19 protein-coding genes are annotated in these 21,497 nt (G+C 56.6%); 18 read left to right on the forward strand and 1 reads right to left on the reverse strand.

Going from position 1 to position 21,497, the window contains the following annotated elements:
• Positions 1-93: 93 nt before the first annotated feature.
• The 16 genes from VGL70_19270 to VGL70_19345 all read left to right on the forward strand — a co-directional run bounded on the left by VGL70_19270 (position 94) and on the right by VGL70_19345 (position 16,177).
• A complete protein-coding gene (locus tag VGL70_19270) occupies positions 94-768 on the forward strand; it encodes a multicopper oxidase domain-containing protein (protein ID HEY3305671.1) in 675 nt (224 codons plus the stop codon).
• 148 nt (positions 769-916) lie between these two features.
• The gene (locus tag VGL70_19275; protein ID HEY3305672.1) at positions 917-1,711 is read left to right on the forward strand and encodes a hypothetical protein; all 795 of its coding nucleotides are present in this window, start codon (positions 917-919) and stop codon (positions 1,709-1,711) included.
• A 14-nt stretch (positions 1,712-1,725) separates the two neighbouring features.
• Positions 1,726-2,598 carry a cupredoxin domain-containing protein gene (locus tag VGL70_19280; GenBank protein HEY3305673.1) on the forward strand — a complete coding sequence of 291 codons (873 nt, stop codon included), beginning with the start codon at positions 1,726-1,728 and terminating at the stop codon, positions 2,596-2,598.
• Between the two features lie 4 nt (positions 2,599-2,602).
• On the forward strand, positions 2,603-3,985 hold the full coding sequence (locus VGL70_19285; GenBank protein ID HEY3305674.1) for a hypothetical protein: 1,383 nt from the start codon (positions 2,603-2,605) through the stop codon (positions 3,983-3,985).
• Entirely contained in the window at positions 3,982-4,596 is a 615-nt protein-coding gene (locus VGL70_19290) for an SCO family protein (protein ID HEY3305675.1), read from the forward strand. Before VGL70_19285 ends, VGL70_19290 begins: the two co-directional genes overlap by 4 nt.
• Positions 4,593-5,486 carry a cytochrome c oxidase assembly protein gene (locus tag VGL70_19295; GenBank protein ID HEY3305676.1) on the forward strand — a complete coding sequence of 298 codons (894 nt, stop codon included), beginning with the start codon at positions 4,593-4,595 and terminating at the stop codon, positions 5,484-5,486. Before VGL70_19290 ends, VGL70_19295 begins: the two co-directional genes overlap by 4 nt.
• Positions 5,461-6,417, forward strand: coding sequence for an SCO family protein (locus VGL70_19300; GenBank protein ID HEY3305677.1), 957 nt, complete (start codon positions 5,461-5,463; stop codon positions 6,415-6,417). The genes VGL70_19295 and VGL70_19300 overlap by 26 nt, the downstream gene beginning before the upstream one ends.
• A gap of 34 nt (positions 6,418-6,451) precedes the next feature.
• Positions 6,452-7,216 (forward strand): dolichyl-phosphate beta-glucosyltransferase, encoded by a 765-nt coding sequence (locus VGL70_19305; GenBank protein ID HEY3305678.1) that lies wholly within the window; start codon positions 6,452-6,454, stop codon positions 7,214-7,216.
• An 89-nt stretch (positions 7,217-7,305) separates the two neighbouring features.
• Entirely contained in the window at positions 7,306-8,067 is a 762-nt protein-coding gene (locus VGL70_19310) for a glycosyltransferase family 2 protein (GenBank protein HEY3305679.1), read from the forward strand.
• A gap of 151 nt (positions 8,068-8,218) precedes the next feature.
• Positions 8,219-9,280 (forward strand): glucose-1-phosphate thymidylyltransferase, encoded by a 1,062-nt coding sequence (locus tag VGL70_19315; GenBank protein HEY3305680.1) that lies wholly within the window; start codon positions 8,219-8,221, stop codon positions 9,278-9,280.
• Positions 9,281-9,847, forward strand: coding sequence for a dTDP-4-dehydrorhamnose 3,5-epimerase (rfbC, locus tag VGL70_19320; protein ID HEY3305681.1), 567 nt, complete (start codon positions 9,281-9,283; stop codon positions 9,845-9,847).
• A complete protein-coding gene (gene rfbB / locus VGL70_19325) occupies positions 9,844-10,896 on the forward strand; it encodes a dTDP-glucose 4,6-dehydratase (protein HEY3305682.1) in 1,053 nt (350 codons plus the stop codon). The genes rfbC and rfbB overlap by 4 nt, the downstream gene beginning before the upstream one ends.
• Positions 10,896-11,756, forward strand: a complete 861-nt coding sequence (gene rfbD, locus VGL70_19330) for a dTDP-4-dehydrorhamnose reductase (protein HEY3305683.1) — start codon at positions 10,896-10,898, stop codon at positions 11,754-11,756. The genes rfbB and rfbD overlap by 1 nt, the downstream gene beginning before the upstream one ends.
• A gap of 76 nt (positions 11,757-11,832) precedes the next feature.
• Positions 11,833-13,404: a hypothetical protein gene (locus VGL70_19335; protein HEY3305684.1), complete on the forward strand. Its 1,572-nt coding sequence runs from the start codon at positions 11,833-11,835 to the stop codon at positions 13,402-13,404.
• 20 nt (positions 13,405-13,424) lie between these two features.
• Entirely contained in the window at positions 13,425-15,506 is a 2,082-nt protein-coding gene (locus VGL70_19340) for a tetratricopeptide repeat protein (protein HEY3305685.1), read from the forward strand.
• A gap of 68 nt (positions 15,507-15,574) precedes the next feature.
• Positions 15,575-16,177, forward strand: coding sequence for a hypothetical protein (locus tag VGL70_19345; protein ID HEY3305686.1), 603 nt, complete (start codon positions 15,575-15,577; stop codon positions 16,175-16,177).
• Between the two features lie 19 nt (positions 16,178-16,196).
• On the opposite strand, the gene VGL70_19350 is transcribed toward VGL70_19345, so the two are convergent.
• Positions 16,197-18,092: a hypothetical protein gene (locus VGL70_19350; GenBank protein ID HEY3305687.1), complete on the reverse strand. Its 1,896-nt coding sequence runs from the start codon at positions 18,090-18,092 to the stop codon at positions 16,197-16,199.
• A gap of 395 nt (positions 18,093-18,487) precedes the next feature.
• Between VGL70_19350 and VGL70_19355 the strand changes: the two genes are divergently transcribed.
• Entirely contained in the window at positions 18,488-19,939 is a 1,452-nt protein-coding gene (locus tag VGL70_19355) for a glycosyltransferase family 39 protein (protein HEY3305688.1), read from the forward strand.
• The gene (locus VGL70_19360) at positions 19,936-21,471 is read left to right on the forward strand and encodes a glycosyltransferase family 39 protein (GenBank protein HEY3305689.1); all 1,536 of its coding nucleotides are present in this window, start codon (positions 19,936-19,938) and stop codon (positions 21,469-21,471) included. Before VGL70_19355 ends, VGL70_19360 begins: the two co-directional genes overlap by 4 nt.
• Positions 21,472-21,497 lie beyond the last annotated feature (26 nt).

Genomic DNA, 21,497 nt, shown 5'->3' on the forward strand with positions numbered 1-21,497 from the left:
GAGATCATGCAGTTCCGCGTCGGGACAGTGGTGAGCGATCCCAGCAACAACACCGTTCCCGCGACCCTCAGGGCGATCCCCACGTCGGCCCAAATGACGCCGGTGGCGAAAAGCAGGTCGATCCAGTTCACCCGTGAAGGCACGCACTGGACCCTCCAGGTCACCACAGGAAGCCGCCTTGGCGACGACCGGATCATGGACTGCGGACGCACGGACGCGGACCCGGAGGTCAACAAGGTAGAACAGTGGAACATCAGTAACCCGGGCAACTGGACCCACTCGATCCACATCCACGACGTGGATCAGGTCTGCCTGAGCATCAATGGGAGCGCGACGTCGACCGGCTGCAACTCGTACAACCAGTTGAAGGAGACATGGCCGTTCCCGCCGAACACCAACATCTCGATGCGGTTCAAGCCGACAGACTTCACGCAAGCGGCATTCGATCCCGATGCCACGGCCTGTAATTCCGCGGGCGCGGAGCAGCCGCCGAATCCTAATAATACCGGCGAATGTCAGGATGTCCAATTCGCCGACAACAACGGAGATCTCACCACGCCTACCTTTACTCCTGATAGGCATGGAGGAGACAACGTGACCGGGACTCAAACTGCGGCCGAGGCCGCCGGCGGAAGGTATATGATCCACTGCCACGTCCTCGAGCACGAGGATCTCGCGATGATGACCCAGTGGCGCGTGAGATCGTCGCCGACCGACGGGTCGGTCAGAGAGGTGCCTTGCGATCCGCCTGGTAGCTGCACCAACTGAGCTGTCGAGGCGAGTCCGAGTATGCCAAAAAAGGGGGCTCGCAAGAGCCCCCTTTTTTATCATCGGGCTTTGTAATGTTTTTTGTATATGCTATAGCGGGCTTGGCGCCTCACCTGGCGCGGATTTGATCGGTTAAAGGAGTTTGAAAATGCGTTTTAAAAGGTCGTTGCGCAACGCTTTATGGCTGATGCTTTTCGGGATAGGACTTTCTCTCCTCCCTGTTTCTTTAAACGCGCATCATGAAGTCCAAGAAGCTCAGAAACTGGTGGAGGAGTCGATCAGGAAGACCTTCGACGACTTCAACAGAGATGACTACACCGGCTTTGTGGATGGCTGGACCGATTTCGGCTTCTTCAACAAGGCGTTGTTTGTCATGCACGTGGATAGGCCCGTTCCCAAGGATGAGATATCGATATATTTTGGCGCCATGAGGCTCATGGGCGATGTGAAGCTACTTAACGTCTCCAATATCAAGATCTTGGATCATATGACGATCACCGCCTCAGCGGAAGTCGATATCCTCCAGGGAAATGTCCGGGAGCGCTATGAGCTCAAGATGGTCAAGCGGCCGGCGCTGGACAAGCGCTATAAGATTGCCAAGGACAAGCTGCTTCCTCTGTATCCCGATGGTTTTCCCGTCGTCGACGTGAAGATGACGGAGTACGCGTTCGAGTTCGACAAAAGCCGGGTCGCGCGGAACATGGTGTTGAAGCTCGCCAATCAAGGCAGAACAGAGCACGAATTTGTGCTCTTCCAGATAATGCCTGCGGGCTGGGAGAATTCAGTGGCGCGTGGGGCGTGGCATTTTGAGCCCGGTAAAACGATCGATGTGGTGCTCACGGGGCTGGAGCCGGGCAACTACGCGATGGTCTGCTGTCTAAGGGATACGGATGACCGGGCACACTGTGACAAGGGCATGCGGACAGAGTTTAAGGTCAATTAAGTCGGAGGCCTCCCATGGTTAAGAAAGCATTATTCTTGGGGGGGGTGGTATGTGTTGTTGTGCTGGTCCTATTCGGTTGGTGGAGCGTCGGCGAGAGGAAGAAAAGCAGCTCCCCAGCCGCCGGAAAACAAGAGTCCGTGACGTCTCGGACGGAATCGCGGTCGCGATTCAGTGACTGGGTAAGGTCGTGGATTCTACCCGACCAGGGATCACAATCCGCCGGTTGGGATCCGAAGGATGTCGAGGAGGCTATAAGAAAGACCTTTCTCGCATACAACCGGCAGGATCTACGCGCCTTCAAGGCGGGCTGGACAGCGAAGGGCTTTCAACAGGTTTATGAGCTTCCGAAGGAGAAAGTCATCGATTTTATCCCGTTGAGCCTTCTCAGTTTTCGGCCTTACAAAATAGGAGAATTCTCCAACACCACGATTGACGGACAGAGCGCCGCGACCGAAGTGGCGCTCGCGTACGGCGACGTCCAGGAAACGCACCGGTTTTCACTTGTGCGCGAGGAAGACGCGTGGAGGATTAATTATGATGAGAAGATACCCAACATTCCGAACAATCCCACGGTCAATGCCACGGTCATCGGCGTGAAGCTTCAATACCACAACATGCAAATGGAGCAAACCCGGCTGATTCCAGGGACGGTGATGTTCAAGATCACCAACACGGATACGCAACGGCATGAGTTTATCGTTAAGAAGATCATGCCATCGGACAACGAGGAAACGATCGGGATGATCAAACCGTTGGAGCCGGGACAGAGCGAAACCCTTATCCTGGCGAATCTCACGCGTGGACGCTATGTGGCCATGTGCAATATGCTCAGTCGCGATGGCGTACCGTTCGCCAACGGGATGCGCAATGAATTTACCGTAGAGTAAGCCCATGCTGTATCGAGTATTCAAACTGCTACTCTTTGTCGCCTTTGGCCTAATCAGCATCGGCAGCGCAGCCGATGCGCCTAAGCCCGCTGTAGCCGGTCGTCAGCTCGTCAACGGCCATGGCAGCCGCGCCCATATGAGCGCCGATGGCCGCTTCGTTGCTTTCGACTCATACGCCACGAACCTGGTGGCCGGGGATAAGAGTCAGACCAGCCGGGTTCTCGTTCACGACCGCTCCACGGGCGCAACGAAAGTTCTCAATGCGACGGGAGGCGGCACGCCCACCAACGGCGCCAGCGTATCCGCCGTCCTCACGGCGGACGGCCGCTATGTCGCCTTTGCGTCCGACGCCAACAATCTCATCCCCGGAGACAGCAATTTATTCAGAGACATCTTTGTCCGTGACCTCCAGACCGGAAAGACCGAGCGCGTCAGCGTCCACACCGACGGCACCGAGTCTGTCAACGGCCATAGTTCACATCCCTCGATCAGCGCCGACGGCCGCTATGCCGCTTTCGAGTCGGCCGCGATAAACCTCGCGGGCGGCGATACCAATGGACTCATAGACATCTTTGTCCACGACCGCGAGACCCACGTCACTATCCGTGTCAACGTCTCCACCGAGAGATACCAGGCGCTTGGCGGCCAGAGCTATCATCCCTCCATCAGCGCGGACGGTCGTTATGTCGTCTTCGTTTCCGACGCCACCAACCTTGTCCCCGGCGATACCAACAAAGTCACCGACATCTTTGTTCACGATAGGGTTAAGAGTACGACCCAGCGCGTGAGCGTAGCCAGCGGCGGCGCCCAAGCAGAGGGCGGCGCTTCTACTCAACCCGCGATCAGCGGCGATGGCCGCTATGTCGCTTTTGTCTCGGAGGCTACCAACCTCGTCCCTGACGATACCAACGGGTTGGCCGATATCTTCGTGCGCGATACGGTTAAGGGAACAACCCAGCGCGTGAACGTGGCGACGGGCGGCGCCCAGGCCATGGGCGGCCACAGTTTTTATCCCTCGATCACCCCGGACGGGCGCTTCGTGGCCTTTCTCTCAGACGCCACCACCCTTGTCCCCAAAGACACCAACAATAGTTGGGACATCTTCGTTCACGATCGCCAGACCGGTGCGACCGAACGAGTGAGCGTGGCAAGCGACGGTACTCAAGCCGATGCGGGCTCCGCCCGCCCGTCGCTCAGCGCCGACGGCCGCTACGTCGCCTTCGAGTCGGGCGCCTCGAACCTCGTCCCGGATGATACGAATGGGGTCGTGGACATCTTCGTTCACGACCGGCAAACGAAAAAAACGACGCGGGTCAGCATGTTGACCGATGAAACCACGAATAAAACAGCAGCGGGACCGCGATCGAAAGGAGAACCAAAAAAATGATTCCAATGAGGCAGGTGGCGCTTTGCCTCCTCCTTGTGCTGTCCCTTCCTTTCCTGGCTTACGGTAACGGCAAGGGAAAATGGGTGAGAAAAGAAGTCAAGGGAAACGCTCCCGAATTCAGGCTCACGAACATAGACGGGAAGAATGTATCGCTCAAGGATCTACGCGGGAAAGTGACCCTGGTGAGCTTTATTTATACGACCTGCACGACCGGCTGCCTCGTGGTAACGGCCAAGATGAAAGATGTTCAGAAGGCCTTCAAGGATAAGCCGTTTTCCCTAGTAAGCATCTCGTTCGACCCGGCCCACGACACTCCAGAGGCGATGAAGGAGTATGCGAAACGTTTTGGCGTCGACCTTAGCAACTGGTACTTCCTGACCGGACCCCCCGAAATCGTCGAAAACGTGTTGTTCGATTACAAGATCGAGGTCAGTCGAGTGGGCAAGAAAGGCCCTAGCGGCGAGGTCGTATCGGTCGAACTCGTAGACCACGGGGTAAAATCATACGTCATCGATAAGACGGGTGCGAAGAGATTCGAGTACTGGGGCCAGGATTTCGACACCAAAGTCGCGATCAAGGATATTACGAAAGTGATGAGCGAGGGACAGTGAATCGCTGGCGCAATCTTCTGTTCGTCGCTGCTCTCGTCCTGCTCTCGGTTGCGTCGACCGTGTTTCTCTGGACGGGCGCATCCCAACCGGCAGCGTGGGAGACTGTTCAGGTCGCAATCCCCTATGTCACGGCCTCATATGCGCGGGATTTCCGAGAAGCCTACGGTTTTATCTCGTCGGACGACCGGCGCGTGACCGATAAGGAGAGCTACGTTAGAGAGCGTGGAGCTTTCAGTGGATTCGCTTTAGAGCTGTCTAAAAAACTTGCAGGTTTCATCAAAGCTACGCCGGTCGAAGAAAAAATCGACGGTAACCGTGCTCACGTTAAGCTCCAACTAAGCTTCCCGGACGCTAATAAGCTTTCAGCCAATTTGCTAGGCTGGGACGAGGAGCGCCTCAACAAGCTGTCACCAAAGGAACGGAGCGAACTCATCGAGACGCTGGATCGTCGGCGCAAAGAAGGCAAGATCCCGATGGTCGAGGAAGTAAGGGATTTTGAGCTTGTAAGGGAAGACAGGATCTGGCGGATATTTCTCGACTGGGGCACGGGAGTCCGAGTCTCCTTTGATACTGTCGTCCCTGGCTCCTTACTTCTTCAAGCCAAGCCTGTGCTCAAGGAGGTTACCGTAACCAGGGGGAAGCTGTTCAATGTTTTCTTTAAGGTAAAGAATCTTTCAAACCGTGAAGTCACCACGTGGATTGTCCACCATGTGGAGCCCAAGGAGGTAAATGAGTACCTGGAACTAGTCGAATGCAACCTGCTCCTTCCGGTCAACCTTCAACCAGGAAGGGAGATGGAATATCCCTCGTCTTATCTACTGAGGGGAGATCTCGCAGAAGGCATGAAACAATTTAAGGTGACGTATGAGTTCAAGGTGGAAGAACGGTGAGCTCATCGCGACCGGGCTGCTATTGCTGTTCATCTTAGCGGCTCCCGCCATCTCACAGGTCCCAGGCCCGCCTAAAAGGGGAGCGGTGGGTCGAAAGGCCGTGCAAACACCGGTTCCAGATTTTAACCTGACGGATCAAGATGAAAGACTGTTCCGCTCAGGCAGCCTTCAGGGAAAGGTGGCCCTCGTTTCGTTCATTTACACCACTTGTGCAGACGTCTGCCCACTTCTCACTGCAAAGTTTGCCGGGATTCAGCGGAAGCTAAAGAGCCAGGGGCTGAACGATTATTTTCTTCTGAGCATCACGACCGATCCCGAGGCCGATACACCTAAAGTTCTCAGATCCTACGGCCAGCGCTTTGGAGCGGATTTTCGTTCCTGGGCCTTTCTGACAGGCGATAAGAGGGAGCTATCGGACGCGTGGCGCTTTTTTGGTGTTCGCGTCAACAAACGCGGCAAGGCCTTAACAGACCACACCGGGCTTACGACCCTCATTGACCGCCAGGGCATCCGGAGAATCGACTATTATGGTGATTCCTGGACAGAGAAGGAGGTGCTAAAAGACATCGCGGAGTTGATGGAGGGAAAGCATCACGTGGAGGGCATGCACGGACAGATGAGACAGGCAAACGGGGCGGCGTCAAAGACCGACCTGAAGCCAGCCGAGGGGGCAGGCGTCACGATCCTCACACCAAAGCCGGGTCAGGTCTTCAAGGGCGACCAAGTTCCGGTCCACTTCAAATTCTTCAAGGGTAAAAGAGGTCACCATCTCCACGTATATGTGGACGGGGAGCTGACGGGTATGTTTGAAGGCGAAAAAGGGACTCTGACCGGGATTGAGCCGGGTAAGCATCTATTGGAAGTTAGGATGGCCGTAGATCATCAAACGGAGTTGGACGCGATCGACAGGGTAAATTTTGTGGTTAAGTAAAGTCGTGTCATAGGAACAATCTTGAGACTTGGGGGTGCTGAAAGTGGTGGATCTTTCCATTATCATTCCAGCGTATAACGAGGAACGGCGTCTCGGCGAAACCCTCGAGGCGATTCTCGCCTACACGGCCCGGCAGCCCTATTCGGCGGAAATCATCGTCGTGGACGATGGTTCGCGCGATGCGACCGCTCGTCTTGTGGCGCCGTTGTGCGACCGCAAATCTCGGATACAGCTTTTACGGAACAGTAGCAATCGTGGCAAAGGGTTTAGCGTGCGGAGGGGGTTTTTACGCGCGCGGGGGAAATATTTGCTTTTTTCCGATGCCGACTTATCTACGCCGATCGAGGAGGTGGAAAAGCTCCTTGGGTTGCTGCGCAATGGCTATGACATCGCCATAGGATCACGGGCGTTGCCGGAGTCTCGCATCGAAGTGCGCCAACCCTGGCACCGGCAGCATATGGGACGTCTGTTCAATGTCTTAGTGCAAGCCCTGGTTTTACGAGGAATTCGGGATACCCAATGCGGCTTCAAATGCTTCACGCGAGAAGCAGCCCTCGATATCTGTCGTCGTATGACCCGTAAGCGATTCGCATTTGATGTCGAGATGCTCTACCTGGCAGAGGTGATGGGGTATCGGGTGGGGGAGATCCCGGTCGTTTGGCGCAATTCTCCCGAGACCAAGGTCCATGTCCTCCGTGATTCGACCTCGATGTTCTCCGATTTGCTGAGCATTCGATGGAATCGACTCCGCGGCCGTTATGACGTGAGGAAGACTGTAACCGGAGAGATCGCCGCATGATCGAAGCCCCAAAAACGTTTCGTAAACGGCAGAGGCCCACGGCTCATTTCGAGGACCTACAGAGCCCAGCAAAAAAGAGCGACGGGCCGGTGAAATCGAAAGTCGTGGTGGTCATGCCGGCTTACAACGCCGCCCGCACCCTGCGGATCACTTACAACGCGATTCCGATGGACAAAGTCGACCATGTCATTCTCGTAGACGACGGCAGCACGGATGAAACGCTCAGAATCGCCAGGGAATTGAATCTAGAGGTATTCGTCCACTCGAGAAACTTTGGCTACGGCGCGAATCAGAAGACCTGTTATACCGAGGCGCTGAAGTCAGGCGCCGATATCGTCGTGATGCTCCATCCAGACTATCAATACGACCCGAGGCTTTTGCCGAATCTGGTCGCGCCCATCGACTCTTTGGAGGCGGATATCGTTTTAGGGTCGCGTTTCCTGTATGGAAGCGTCGTAAAGCAGGGCATGCCATGGTGGAAATATCTCGGCAACCGCTTCCTTACCCTGCTTGAAAATCGGGTACTGGGATTGAAGCTCTTCGAGTACCATACCGGATACCGCGCTTACAGCCGGCGGGCGTTGGAGGCCATACCGTTTTTGTTGAATTCCGACAAGTTTGTCTTCGATCAGGAGATTCTCGTCCAAGCAGTCCATCTCGGATTCAGGATCAGAGAGGTGCCGGTAGCGACAAAGTACTTTTCCGAAGCTTCGAGCGCGGGATTTTTCACCAGCGCGATCTACGGGATGAGCATCTTGCGTCTTCTCGGGCGCTACGTGCTGCACCGGATGTCTCTGGCAAGCTTCATTCAATTTGATTCTTTCCCTGCGAGGTATCGGCGGGTTGGGTAAAGATCACCACCGGACGCCCTAGAGCTTAGTAGAAGGCCGTCAAATGCGGCCGCCGCTACGCGTCCGGCAGTTTGTTTCTGCCGACGCCGGTCCTTACAGGTAAGGATGAGGAAAGTCGGGCAGATGACGCATCCGCGCTAAGCGGTCTGAGATGAAGGCGCTTGTACTTGCGGGCGGTCACGGGACCAGGCTTCGTCCCCTCACGTATACCATGGCGAAGCAGATCATCCCCGTGGCCAACAGGCCGATTCTCTCATACGTAATACAGCATATTTCTGAAGCTGGTATTCGCGACGCGGGCATTATCATTTCTCCGGAAACCGGCCCGCAAATCCAGGCGTCACTGGGAAAAAATTCTCAGCTGAACTTCACTTACATCACTCAAGAACTTCCTCTCGGATTGGGCCACGCAGTGAAGGTGGCGCGCCATTACCTAGCGGATGACCCTTTCGTGATGTATCTGGGAGACAACCTCATTGGCCAGGGAATCCGGGAATTCGTGAAGGCTTTCCAAACTTCCAAGGCCGACGCGGTTATCCTTCTAAAGGAAGTCGATAACCCCGCGATGTTTGGCGTTGCCCAGGTGGACGGCAGAGGTCGAATCCAACGCTTGGTCGAAAAACCGAAGGAGCCTCCCAGCAACCTTGCTCTGGTGGGCGTTTACTTTTTCTCGCCGCGCATTCATGACGCCATTTCGCAAATCAAGCCTTCCTTGCGCGGAGAGCTGGAGATAACGGACGCAATCCAGAACCTTTTAGAGCAAGGATGCCTGGTCGAGAGTTTCCTCCTCAAGAGCTGGTGGCTTGACACAGGGAAAAAGGACGATCTTTTAGAAGCGAACCGCCTCGTGCTGGACGAGTGGGCTCAGCGGGAGACAAAAGGGGTTGTGGATGCCGAGAGTCGGGTGGTCGGGCGAGTGCGTCTTGAAACAGGGGTTCAGGTCATGAGGAGCGAGATCCGAGGCCCCGCTGTGGTTGGGCAGGAGACGATCATTACAGATGCCTTTATCGGCCCCTACACCAGCATCGGTCGCGATTGTTCCATCAAGAGATCCGCCCTCGAACACTGCGTGTTATTGGATGGCGTCAAGATCGAAGGAATCGAACGAGTGGCTGACAGCATTCTCGGCCGAAACGCGGTGGTGCGTGGCGTTAGGGGAAGTTACCAGGCCTTGCGCCTGATGATCGGCGATGATGCGGAGGTCCTGTTGTAGGTGATTTGTCGCTCGCGGAAGCTCGATATCCCTGATCTGGTCCTGCTGGAAGCTCAGCGCATTGCGGATCCCAGAGGCTCTTTCATGGAGATGTACAAGCGCTCCGAGTTTTCTCAAGTTGGAATCTCGGAACATTTTGTGCAAGACAATTACTCTCGTTCCCGCCGACACGTTCTTCGCGGTCTCCACTACCAAAAAGCTCCCAAGGCTCAAGCCAAGCTGGTAACGGTCCTGCGCGGTGAGATCTTTGACGTAGCCGTCGATATCCGGACGGGCTCTCCGACCTATGGCCGCTGGACATCGGTCGTCCTTTCTTCAGAGAACCCGGCGATGGTCTACGTCCCTGTCGGGTTTGCCCATGGTTTTTGTGTCTTGAGCGAGGAAGCCGATGTCCTATACAAGGTCAGTGAAGAGTATGCGCCGGAATTTGATCGTGGAATCGTTTGGAGTGATCCGGACGTCGGCATTCGATGGCCTCTTACAGAGCCGGTTATCTCGGTGAAAGACGCCCGGCTCCCGCAACTGAAGGACGCCGACAACGACTTCGTTTACGACGAGAAACGATGAGAACGCTCCTTATAACCGGAGGTTGCGGCTTTATCGGCAGCCAATTTGTGCGCGCGGCTCTTGAGGGAGGGACGTGCCGGGCGGTGAATCTGGACAAACTCACTTATGCCGGCGAGCCGGCTCGCCTCGCGGATGTCGCTGACCATCCTTCCTATCGATTCGTGCGTGGCGACATCGCCGATCGAGCGCTTCTGGAGCGGCTGTTCGAAGAGGAGAAGCCGTGGGCGGTGGTGAATTTTGCCGCCGAGTCCCACGTGGACCGAAGCATTCTCGATCCCTCGCCCTTCCTTCTGACGAACCTGATCGGAACTCAGGCATTGCTCGACGCGGCGCGCCATCATCAAGTGGAGCGCTTTCTCCAGGTTTCTACCGATGAGGTGTACGGAGACGCTGAAGGCAAGGCGCCTTTCCGCGAGGAAGATCCGGTCATGCCGAGCAGCCCATACGCCGCGAGCAAAGCCGCAGCCGATCTCCTTGCCCTGGCTCATGGCCGCACTTACGGCCTTCCGGTCCTCATCGTCCGCAGCAGCAACAACTACGGCCCTTTTCAGTTCCCGGAGAAGCTCATTCCTCTGATGATTCGCAATGCGATGGCGGGCGCGGAGCTTCCTCTTTATGGGGATGGCCTGCAACGCCGGGATTGGCTTCATGTCGAGGACAACTGCCGGGCGATCCTTGCCGTTTTGGAGCGTGGCCACACCGGCTCGATCTATAATGCCGCGGTCAGAAAAGACCGGACAAACCTGGAAATTGTGCGCGCCATATGTCGGCTCTTGGCGGAGGCGGCTGGATTGGAAGCGGAGTCGCTGCACGGGCGCATCCGCTTCGTTGCCGACCGCCCTGGTCATGACCGCTGCTATGCGGTTGATGCGGATAAGATTCAACGGGAGTTGGATTGGTCTGCCCGGGTTTCTCTTGATGAAGGATTGAGGCGGACGGTTCACTGGTACCTGGATCACAGAGACTGGCTGGAGCGGATGAATTCGTCCGAATACCGCTCCTATTACGAAACGGTTTACGTTCGAAATTGGGGGCAGTCTGGACGGTAATGCGAGTCGCGATCATTGGCGCTTACGGACAATTGGGGAGCGATCTTGTAACGGTCCTGCAGCAAGCCGGAGGCTATCACGTTTTCCCTCTCGCCCACTCGCAAGTGGACTGCGCGGAGGAGGGTTCTGTCCGGAAGGCTTTGTTGGAAGCGCAACCGGATGTCGTCGTCAACTCGGCGGCTTTTGTTCGCGTCGATGAAGCCGAAGACCGCCCCGAGGAAGCGTTTCGCACGAACGCGCTGGGCGCTCTTCGGGTGGCAAGAGTGTGTGCGGAGATGGGGGCTGTGTGCGTCTATGTCAGCACCGATTATGTCTTTAGCGGTGAGAAGAACGAACCGTACACCGAAGCGGATGCGCCGCGGCCCATCAACGTGTACGGCGCGTCGAAGTTGGCTGGAGAACATCTTACACAGCAATCTTCCCTACGCTGCCTGATTGTCCGGCTTGCCAGCCTCTTCGGCAGGGCGGGCGCTCGCGGGAAGGGAGGCAACTTCGTCGAAACTATTCTCGCTCAGGCTCGGAGCGAAAAAACGTTGCGAGTTATCGATGACGTCCGGATGTCGCCGACCTATATCTTCGATGCTGCTCAGATCATCGAAAGGCTCATCGGCGAAAAAGCAATGGGCGTTTTTCATGTGGCCAACGAAGGCTCTTGTACCTGGCATGAGTTTGCGCGCAAAATTCTCGATCTGGCGGCGGTCGATGCGACGCCAGAACGTATCTCTTCCAAAGATTTCCCGGCAAAAGCCCGGCGTCCGGCGAACAGCGCTTTAGCGAGCGTGAAAGTGATGCCCGCGCTTCGGCCCTGGCAAGAAGGTTTAAAGGCCTATCTTGAAGAAACGGGCCATATACAACGCTGAAGCCCGAGTTCTTCCGACCGAACGTCGTACTCGCCTCGTAGGGGAGGGAGGCAAAACTGAGGAAAAATTTTCTAAAATGCATTTGTTTCAGGCCTGCTGGATCGTATTCATGGTCCTGGCGGCTTCCCTGCCCTACGCGGTGAATTACGCAGCGACCCCCGAGGGTTTCCATTACACGTGGATCATCCCCCCTTATCACCAGGATTCCCTCGCCTACATGTCCTGGTCCCAACAGGCCGCTCAAGGCAGCATCCTCTTCAGGGTCAAATATACCGCGATCGCCCACGAAGCTTTCCTCTTTCACCCTCTCTTCCTTGTATGCGGTTGGCTCAAGGCTCTGCTCTCCTGGGACATAGGAATCATCCACTGGATGATAAAGGGGCTCGGGATCGTTCTCTTCTGGCTCGTCTATTTCAGGTACGCGGATTATCTCAAGCTAAATCTCCTCCAGAACGTGACCGCGGCTGTCCTAGTCGGCACCTCTTCCGGATTCGGCTGGTTTTATTTCCAATTTTTTGGCCTGGGGGAAAATTCCCTGAATCACCCGATCGACCTGTGGATGCCCGATGCCAACACTTTTTGGTCGTTGCTGTGGAATCCCCTTTTCGCCTACTCCCTGACCGTGCTGCTCCTTTCCCTCTATCTCCTCGATCGCGGCACCGGGGAAGGTCGTTCCGGTTGTCTATGGCTGAGTGGACTGGCGGCGGGTTTCTTGACGTTGATCCATCCGTACCATGTCCCGCTTCTCTTTACCCTGGCGGCCTGGGTGGCCTGGTTTCGCCTGCGCGGAAGGGCGCCCGGCATGCTGGCCCGCTATTACGGCGCCGCGCTCCCCTTCGTGGCCTTCGTCTTCCTGATATCGAGGCTCCATCCCATCGCCTCTCAGCATTCGATGTCGGGGAGCATGCCGAGCGCCCCGCTGGTGGCGCAGGCGCTTGGCTTTGGTCTTCCCTTTGTGTTGTTTCTGGCGGGCATAGTGGTGGGGCGGAGCGACTTCGTGAAAAAATACTTGCTCCCGGTATCGTGGGTCGTGCTTTCCCTGGTCTTTTCCCACCTGCCGTTTTGGTTCCAGAGGAAATTCATCTTCGGCGCGCATATCCCCTTGTGCATCCTCGCCGGAGTTTCGTTCGAGATGCTCGTCGCGCAGGTCGCCGGCCCCTGGCGGCGGAGAGCGCTCGAGGCGGCCGTGCTCGTTGCGGCGGCGGTTACGCTCCCCACCCAGGTATTTCACCTGTTTCTCCAACGACAAATCGTCGGGCACAACGACGATGGCGCCTACTACATTAGCCACAGCCTCAGGGAAGCTATGAAATATCTGGAACGAGAGAGCAGCTCAGCAGACCTCGTTTTCGCCGCCGGATCGACCAGTACCCTCGTGCCGGTGTATGCAGGCAATACAGTCTTATGGGGGCACTGGGCCATGTCCGTGGACCTGTCGGAGAGACTCGCATGGAAGGAGAGGGTGTTCGGCAGGGGGCCGACTGAAGAAGCGGGCCGCGAGCTGGTTAAGATGGGCGTGAAATATATTCTCATGGACGATGCATTCAGAGGGTCGTTCGGAGATCCGGAGCCCGGATTTCTCGCAGCCTACGGCAAGATTTTCGAAAGAGGGGAAGTGGCAGTTTATCGCTATGAAAAATCATCATGACCCTTCAAAGATAAATAAGCATGGCTGATACGCGAACCGCGAGAAAATCAAAGGCGCCCATGCAGGCTCGTCCCGGCGCCGAGGCCGGCGGTATTTCCCGGCTGTGGTCCGATGGCAGCCTCTTCGCCGCTGTTGTTGTCCTGGCTTTCGTCGTTCGCCTCGTCTATCTTTTTCAAATCGAGTCGATCCCTCTTTTCTATCATCTCCCTGGAGATCCTCGAACCTACGATGAATGGGCTCGACACATCGCCGCCGGGGAAGGGTTGGGTCAGGGTGTCTTCTATCAGACCCCGCTTTATCCTTGCTTCCTCGCCCTCCTTCAAATTATTCTGGGACACAATCTTTGGTCGATCCGCGTTGCGCAGATCGTATTGGGGGCTCTTTCCTGCGGTCTATTGTTTTGGGTAGGAAAGTCTCTTTTTTCTCGCGCCGCGGGAGTTGCGGCCGGCGTGGTCCTCTCGCTCTACGCGCCGGCGATCTTTTACAGCGGACTGATCGACAAACCTGCGCTTGATCTCTTCTTGGTCAGCTTGCTGCTCGTTCTCTTGGCCAGCGCGGTAAAAAATTTTCATTGGGCGAATTGGATTGGCCAGGGGATCGTCCTGGCTATGTTGGGGCTTTCGCGTGAGAACGCTTTGTTACTGGCTCCCGTCATCGTCGTTTGGATCTGGCTTGCCTTTCAAAATCACCCGCTGCGGACCAAGCTCAACTGGACGGGAATTTTCGCTCTGGGATTGGTACTCGTCCTCCTTCCCGTCGGTTTGCGCAATCTTTTCGTCGGCGGCGAGTTCACCCTTACTACATCGCAGCTCGGCCCGAACTTTTTTATCGGCAACAATCCCAAGGCCGATGGCACTTACGCCTCTATCCGAGCAGCTCAAGGCGTGTCGCAATTCGAACGGAAAGAGGCGACGCGCCTGGCCGAGCAGGCCGAGGGACGCTCGCTCTCGCCGCGAGAGGTTTCGCGCTACTGGTTGGCACGCTCGCTGGATTACATCCGCTCTCAGCCGCTCGGCTGGCTCGGCCTGGTGGGCAAGAAATGGCTCGTCGTGTGGAACGTGCGGGAGATCGAAGACTCCGACGATTTTTATTTGTACCAGCAGTGGTCCTGGCTGCTGCGACTCTTGGGTTCGGTCGGCCATTTCGGATTGTTGGCGCCGCTCGCCGCGATTGGAATTTTTCTCACGTGGAACGACTGGCGCAGGCTGTGGTTGTTTTACGCAATCATCTTAACGCTCGCTTTCAGCGTGGCCCTGTTTTTCGTCTTCGGGCGCTATCGGTTTTCCATGGTCCCATTTCTCGCGCTCTTTGGCGGCGCCGGCGTGGTTTCAGCTTTCGATTCGTTGCGGTGTCGCAGAATTCGCGAAATCCTGATATCCGCCGGTGTAGCCTTCGTTGTTCTTGTGACGGCCCACTTGCCCGTCGTTGACAAGGCGGGACTTTCGGCGCCCGGATATAATAATCTGGCCATCGCTTTCAGCGAGGAGGGCAAAACTGCGGAGGCGATAGAAAGCCTGCAACAGGCTGTGTGGCTCCAGCCGTCGTACGGCGTCGCCCATTTTAATCTGGCAAATCTCTACGCGAAGCTCGGCCGGCTCGAAGAGGCCGCGCAACAGCAACGGGAAGCAGTGCGACTTTATCCCCGCTTTGCCGAGGCGCGAAACAACTTGGGACAGGTCCTTGCCACGCAGGCTGAGATGGAAGGCGCCATCGAGCAGTTCCGTAAAGCCTTGGAGATCGATCCGGCTCTCAGCGACGCGCACTTTAATCTCGGCATCGTTTTGGGCAAGCAGGGCCGGCCTGAAGAGGCCCTCTATCATTTCCAGCAGATTCTCAAGAGGAGTCAGGCCTACTATTATTTAGGCAGAGTCGCGGCGAGCCAAGGCAGGCTGGATGAAGCGGTCGGCCATTTTCGCCAAGCGCTACTTATCGAGCCCGATTTTGCCGAGGTTCATGAGAGTTTGGCTCAGGTACTTGCGCAGCAAGGCAAGAAGGACGAGGCGCTGAAACACCGGCACGAGGAATTGCGAATTCGCCGACCAGGACCTAAGGGATCAGGTGGCCGGCTCGGAGCGCAAATGCCGGGTGCTGATCATCCTTGAAGACTGGACCGCGGCTTCGGAGCGAGGCTGGACATTCGCTCGGTCGTGTTGTAATGGGGCGGACTGGTATGAAGGAAGTTGTCTATATATGCACCGCAGGTTGCGGCGATAGCGCGACTGAGGAAGAATACCGGGGTGGAAAGGCGGTCTGTGCCGTTTCCGGTTGTGAGAAATTTGGCCAGCCCTTGGACCGGAAAATTTGGTGTTCGGAGTGCGGCGGATATGTCAATGATGCGCACGAGCACACCGAGAAATCGGCGCCATTGTTGTCTCGGCCAATGCTCTATGCCGGCGTTGGAGTGGGATTTGTATTGATCGTGTTGTACCTCTTACTCAATGGAGTTCAGAGCTATTTTCGTCCGCGGAGCAAGGGGAACGATTTGGCTGCCGCATTGCAGGTCTTTGAAAAGACGAAAACGATAGAGGTTACCGACTACGATTTCATGCCGAAAACCGGCGCGGTGAAGTTCGGGGACAAGGTGACATGGAAAAATCTAGGCACCCAAGCTCATACTGTGACGTTTCGCTTTCTCTCGAAGAATCTTTATCCCGGAGAGGAGTGGTCCTGGACTATCGGCCGAGATATCTTCACCCAGGGCGAAAATATCTACTGGTGTGATATCCACCGAGGAAAGGGAATGGATGGAGCCTCTCTGGTGGTGGCAGAATAGTGGATTCTCCGAGGAGGGCCTAAGGGATCAGGCCGCCGGCTCGGAGAACAAATGCTCGGGGCGGGCGGATGATCTTGATAAAGGGAATGGGATCGTCAAGGACTCTCTCTGGTACGATATTCGCCGGCGGGTCGGAGACAAGCCCTTCCGTCCAGTGATAGTTGAGGATGATCTCGTCGCCCTGAATGTTCGAGCCGCGTATGCGATTGAATCCGCCGGCGAGCTCGCCCTCCCCTTTGACAAACCAGCTCAGCGGCTGGTCGACTTTCATGAGATAGAGGTCGCTTATGCGGCGGTCGGTTGAAACGAGGCCTGGAACCGCGAGGAGGCGCTGGACCGAACGTGGGTGAAAAGCGATGACGGCACCGATGTTGTAGTAACGAAAATAGGCGCGCAGCTCTTCGTCCGTGAAAGTTGTGATGTCGCGCTTGAACAGCATTGCCGAATGAAACTCGGCAAAGTGGTGGCGGTCATTGTATAGGTTGATCGGTCCGCCGATGAGCTGGCGGCCTGTCCAATGCGGAATAAAAGAAGAGAGGTAAACGCCCTTGTAGAAGAACCCCGTTTCATCGCCCGACTCCTCGAAGAGGAGCCTGCCGTTCAGCGGTGCATCCTTGCGGATCCATTCAAGCACTGCGTCTATTTCAGGCGGCGCTTGAGTCCTGAGCCGCATGCCTTTTTTCGATTCGGTCTGGAGCAAATTTATGGAAAACGCCAGCACTCCGCAGATGAGCGCGATTCGGGAGAGGATAGGGAAGAGTTGACCCCCTGAACGCCGGCTGCTCTCATAAGTTGCTATGAAATGAGCCGCCGCCAAGACGAAAATAAAGTCGTAGGCGACTTTAAAGCGCAGCGGCTGCCAGTTGCTCATGAAGGAAACGAGCGATCCGAAATAGCTGAAGAGAACAAGGACAATGGCGCCTGAGGCGAGCGCGACTCCGACGTCTCTCTTGTTGCTTTTGATAAGGCGCTGAAGTCCTATGACGCCGAAAATCAAAAGCAACCATCTCAATCCCTTTTCCCACGCCGACGGCCTGAACGTCCAGTAGCCGGTTTGGCTTAGATAATCTTTTATGATCGTTGCGGGATCGGAGCTGGTAAACAGAGGAAGCTCGGCGACGATCGATGCGGAAACGTCGTCCCCTCTGTGAGATAGAAGGGGCAAGATCCAGGGGAGATTGACGAGTAGCGGAAAAATCAGGCCGGCGCCGAGCCAACAGAGCGTTCGCCACCCAAGCGACGTGAGATTCATGAGGAGCAGCGTCAGCGCCGGCGGAACGAAGATCGCAATGGATTGAAAGTGTAACGGCAGCAGCGCGCTCAGAGCTATGATCCAGGCGAAATGAACTCTCGTGAGCGCGCTTTCGCCGTTGATGACCCGGTAGAGGAGCGACACGGCTAACAGAGAGAGATAGACAGCCGGCGGGAAACCGAGAACGCCGTAGAAGAACATCTCGCGCGGGAGCGAGTTCCACCAATAAGCCGTGCCCAAGAGCGCGGCCAACAACGCGACCGATCGGGCGGTCGCTTCTCCGACAAAGAAATTTCGGGCGGTGAAATACAGGATCCACGGCAGAACCGCGGTCGAGAGGTCAACGATCAACTTGAACGACTGTATCGGAGCGAGGCCGAACATCGATGCCGGCAAAGAGAGCAGTTCGAAAAGTTTGATACTCAAGTCCTGAATGGTGTTCGACGGGTAGCCGGCCATAAAAAAGGGATTGTAACCCCATAGCGTGCGGTCGTTTTGCCAGAACGCAGCCATCGAGGTGAGATGGTGAAAGTGGAGCCCCCAATCCTGCTCTAAGATCGGCCGGCTGTCGTAAAGTCCGCTCATGGGATCGAAAAGGAACAGCAGGGCCAATGAATGAAGCAGAAAGAGCAAACCGACTAAAGCCGGTGCTCGCGTTTCCACCCATGCTGACCAGCATGCTGCTGGCGTGAAGTCCCGATCTTTTTTACGCGGCGTTTTCACGTATGGCTTTCGCTACGACGCGAACGTCAAATTTAAACACTTGGGTAAGGCACATATTAAGCTAACCCGAGGAAGAAATACACGGCGTTGAGTGAATGCTCGCCGCTACACAGGGAGTTGGACATTTGCAGGCCGTTGGAATTAAATTGGGGCTGTAACGAGAGGGTGCTCTGCTCACCTCCGCCATGAAAAAATCGCAATCTCCCGCTCGCCAACTCGCTTACGGCGGATCGCGCTGCGAGATCTTGCTCGCGCTGGCCCTGTTCGCAGTTGCTTTGGCGATTCGAGTATGGGGGCTTTCTTTTGGGCTACCGAGTTTTTTTTCTGGAGATGAAGTGAGCAAGCGCAACGACGCGCTTCAACTCGCGATGACCGACTTCGTTCACGACAGCCGTCAGCCGTCGTTCGTTTACAACTCGTTGTTCCTGATCTATTCCGCGGCGAAGGCAGTGAAGCCCGATTGGACACCGGTGGACTACCATTATATGGGACGGCTCTGGATGGCTGTTCTCGGCAGTCTCACTGTCGTCGCGCTTTGGCGGCTCGGCGCGAAATTCGACGATAACGGCAACAAGATCGGTCTAGGCTCGGCGCTGCTGCTCGCCGTCGTGCCGCTGCACACCGCCTGCTCCCGATACATAAAGGAAGACGCGCCTTTCGCCCTGATGGTAACGCTGACCGTACTGGCGATGGTCGCGTCTCTGAGAGAGCCTTCGCGAATGAAATGGATGCTCGTCGGCCTAGTCGGCGGTTTGACCTTTTCGACCAAGTACGCGGGCGTGGTTCTTCTCGCTCCCGTTCTCCTTGCCTTCGTCGTTTCTATGCGCCGGACGGAAAGAGGCATTCCCGCCGCCATCGTCGATCTCACAGCGCTCGCGGGAGCGTTTACTTTGGGTTTTTTTATAGTTTCTCCGATCTATCTGTTTCATCCCGAGAAGTTTGTCGCCGGCTTTCTCTTCCAGAGCCGATATTCGGTGGCGGGGCACGACGGGATAGTCATCGATCCTTGGCAACATTGGTGGACTTATTACATCCGCAATGGTTTGATCCCCGGGATGACTTGGCCGGTGTTCCTGCTCAGCGTCGCGGGTCTCGGGTTGCTGGCGCGCATGCGCGAGGGCTGGATCGTGAGCGTCACTGCCGTGTGGCTTTACATTATTTTTGAACATGCCCGCGCCAAGCCGTTGCCTTTTCCCGCGCGCTACCTGATGCCGCTGACGCCGCTGCTTTCCCTGGCCGCCGGCGTCGCCTTGGTCGAACTCGCGGCGGCTCTCAAGCAGAAACTGGCGGCGCCGCTTGTCTATGCCGTTTGCGGTTTGCTGTTCATAGCGCCGCCGCTGGTAAAATCATTGCTGATATCCGACGAAGCGCTGAACGACACGCGAATCATAGCCGGCGAATGGATGGAGCAAAACATCCCGCTTGGCGCGAGGATCGTCGTCACCGAAGATGCGACGGGACTTCCGGTTTCCACGTTCTGGCGCACTCGCTGGCAGGTGGAAGACCGCGACAAGAGTCTCGATACATCGTGGGCCGGCGATGCGCCGCCCTATTTCGTTTTCAGCTCGTTCAAGTTCCAGCGTTATCTCGACAGCCCCGACTCGGCGCCCGAGCGGACCGCTTTCTACCGCAAAGTGATGAGTGACTTCGCTCTGCTCAAAGAGTTTCGCCCGCGCTGGTTCACTTATGGAAAACACAGCCCGGTGATTCGGATCTACAAACCCGGCAACGAGCGCTCGCCGAACTCGGGACAGCGCCGTCCCGTCGAGAGCGATCAGCCCTTATGACGATTACGAAAAAGGTCCTCGTGTTGGTGCTGTTGTCGCTTCTGACGATCGGCGGCTGCTATTTCCGGGCTCAGCGGCTCGCCGGCGTAGAGGGCAAGCTCGGCGAGGACGAAACTCGCCTGATGCTCGCGGCCGAGGGCGTGTTGACTACCGGTCTCCCGACGATGCCTTCGGGAAAGATTTACTTGCGCGGCGCGCTCAGTTCGTATCTCACGGCCGCGTCGCTATGGCTCTTTGGCCGGGACGATTTCGCCGCCCGGCTGCCGAACGCGCTCGCCGGGGCATTGTTGATTCCACTGTTCTTCGTCTTCGGCCGCGCGCTCGGCGGGACGACCGCAGGCTTCTGTCTCGCGCTGTTTGCTGCCGTGCAGCCGGAGCTCATCAAGTGGTCGGCGAATGCGTGGATGACGATGCTCTTCATCGTCGTCTTCATAGGCGCCGCATACCTGTTGTATCTCGGTTACGAACGGGACCGGCCTCCGATGCAAGTGGCCGGCGCGGCGGCCGGGCTGTTCGCCGTGCTAGCGCACGAGCTTGGGGCATTGTTGGCGGTCGCCGTGGCTCTGGCGCTGGCGATCCGCGCGGCGCGGAGAGATTTCGGCTGGTTTAGCGGGAGCAGAAGCGTGGCCGCGCTCTTGATTCTGGGATTCAGCTTGATTCTAGTTGTGGCCCTCGGGCTTTTCCTCAGGTTGGGAACCGTGGTCGGATCAACGGGTGAGTTCAAGCACTACATCGATCCCTATCTGTCGCTCGACAGGCTGCTTATCGACTATAAGAGGTGGCGGGGTGGTTATCTGCCGCTCGCGGCGGCAGCCATACTTGGAATCCCTTTGTTGCTCCGTTCGCTCAGGTCAGGAGGGCTATTCCTTTACATGATAATGGCCGTTACGTGCATGACGGTCTGGGTGATAATCGGAAAGACAAGTGAGCGATACGGCCTCGTTCTGTTGCCGGTGCTGGCGCTTGCGGCGACCTGGGCCCTCGCCGAAGTCGCGCGTCTCGTCAGCGGCTGGCAGCGCATCGGAGCGCGCACCGCCCTGGCTTTTCGAGCCGTCGTGTTCGTCGTGGCATTCGGAGCCTCCCTGCACAGGGATCTGCTTGCGGCGACCCAGCGGCCTGACCCTCCTACTGAGACATGGCTCACTGAGTTTCGCTCGCTCGGGGCCGCTCCCGGCGATCTTGTGCTCTGCGACAATCCGGAAATCCCTGCCTGGTACCTGGGCCGAGTGGACTACTGGGATCGGGGGCCGAACTACGAAAGATACAGCTATATCTCCGGAAATCAGATTAGACACCTCTATACCGGCGCCGTGAGAGTCGGCAGCGAGGAGGACTTCTTCAGGCTGATAGAGGCCAACGAGACGAAGATACTCTGGTACCTAGGAAAAGAGCCGGCACTAAAAATCCTTTCGCCCCATGTTCGGTCTCGATTATTAGGCTCGCCGCAGCGTCTACGGCGCACGCGGGACGAGCAGATCATCTTGCGAATCGATCTAAGCGCCCTGGACTGGATGCGCGTGAAGGGAAACTAACCCGGATCTCCGCTGGCGCAAAGAAA

The organism is Candidatus Binatia bacterium, assembly GCA_036504975.1.
Classification (GTDB): Bacteria; Desulfobacterota; Binatia; order UBA9968; family UBA9968; genus JAJPJQ01.